This is a genomic window from Desulforamulus profundi (assembly GCF_002607855.1).
Genome location: NZ_AWQQ01000125.1, coordinates 1 through 1,676 on the forward strand (window position 1 = coordinate 1; position 1,676 = coordinate 1,676).

At 44.3% G+C, this 1,676-nt stretch carries 2 protein-coding genes and 1 pseudogene; all 3 read right to left on the reverse strand.

Translation table 11 applies throughout. The annotated features are described in order from the left end of the window. Positions 1–545 (reverse strand): helicase-related protein (locus P378_RS22440; protein ID WP_274378763.1); only part of this gene is annotated, 545 nt, incomplete at its 3' end. Between the two features lie 89 nt (positions 546–634). Further along, positions 635–1,003 (reverse strand): hypothetical protein, encoded by a 369-nt coding sequence (locus P378_RS22445; protein ID WP_238473385.1) that lies wholly within the window; start codon positions 1,001–1,003, stop codon positions 635–637. A 38-nt stretch (positions 1,004–1,041) separates the two neighbouring features. Further along, positions 1,042–1,676: pseudogene (locus tag P378_RS22450) on the reverse strand (DEAD/DEAH box helicase); the annotation flags it as partial.

A 1,676-nucleotide genomic window follows, 5' to 3' on the forward strand; every position in this document is an offset into this window, starting at 1 on the left:
ATGTCAACAATGCCGTCGAATTGGGTTTTCATATCGGGAGTGGACATGAATCCATTCAAAGCCAGCATATTAAAATGGCGCTGCTTGATTTTGGGATTGTTGCGGTCTATCCACGGCTTACGCGGCGAGCCGGAAATCATCTCGTCAGGATGCAAAAAGTAATGGCTGTCGTGCGTTCCGCCGGAAGCGTATGTTACGATTGTGGATATGCCTGCATTTTTACGTCCGGCACGTCCCGCACGCTGTTGGTAGTTTTCTCTCATAGGCGGTATGTTGCGAAGTCCGACAGCAGTCAACGAACCGATATCAATACCAACTTCCATAGTAGTCGTGCAACTCAAAACATCAATGGAATCCTCGCCGTTTTCACCTGCGTTGATGTCTTGGAAGCGCATCTCATACTTTTCTGTGCGGCTCCAAGTATCGCTTCGGATTTCTTTATGGGACAATTGCGCTGTGTGCTCTTCGGTATCAATTGTGTGAATGGTTTCGATTTTGTTTAAGGCGTTCAGAACCGGTATCCGCCAAAAGTCAAAGCGGGACAAATCGGATTCGCCAATAGGTACTAAATCCGTTGAATCAAAACAAGCGCCGCAATAATCCCCAATTTTGAACGGAGATAGTTTCCCGCATTTTACGCAGCGATACCAAATGAAGTCTTTGCCGGCAACTCAATCTTTACTGCAGCTAACTTAATGTAGTAGCGATTGTTTGCTGAGGAAGCGAAAAACAAGTCCCGCACCTTATTTGCGATTTTTGCTGTCGTTTGATTATCGAGGTTCAACAGTTCTTGGATTCGCTGAACAAGCCCTTTGTCTAATTCAGTTGAGAATTCAAAGCCCAAACCAAATATCTGATTTTTGCTCCTGCCGGGTAGACCTTTTCTGACATCGTCTTGAATTATTTCTCCAAGAGCTGCACTATCGTCCATAACATCCCAGAACAACAGCACAAGCAATTGGTAAAGAATACCCTTATCTATGGTTACTCCAACGTCCTCCAAATCAAATACGCAATCGTCGAGAACAGAAGATACAGGGGTTAAAAATCCAATGCCAATGTCCTTAAAAGAACGAGGGCTTTCTGTGAAGAAGTTAGCAACTGCTCATAGTAGTCATCGGGTAATGTCTGATACTCTGAAGCTACTGCAGAATAGTCAATGGCTCTTCCTCGCCTCTCCACTCTGCTTTTTTTGTCCCTAAACAGTCGCTTGTCGTTTTCAAATTTCTCCTTGCTTTTCCCGCTGAAGAATGTAAGGCTGTTTTGGATGCAAACATCCAAAAACGCCGGGTATAAGTCAGATAAAGAGTGTTCTTTCCCGTCAACTTGCAGAAGGAGCGACGCAAACATAACAGCCTGACGGAAAGCGTCTGCGTCAGATGATTTTGACAGGTCTAATGCAAGTTTTGCAGCGTTCTGGCGTGAGTCTGAGAACAGCAAGACTTTTTTCCCTTGATTGATTAAGTCTGACTTCGGAGGCTGAAGTTCAAACTGTGCCTTTGTCAGGTTATAAAATGGAATGTTACCTTTGGTAGATAAATCAACGGGTTTCTTCAAAGGCATAGGTTTTTTGCATTTGGGGCAAACGCCAAAGTTAAACGACCGAGACTTTGCGTCGAATTTATCACTATATACGACGGTGAGCAAATTATCATCGTCTTGGGGCGACGTATACA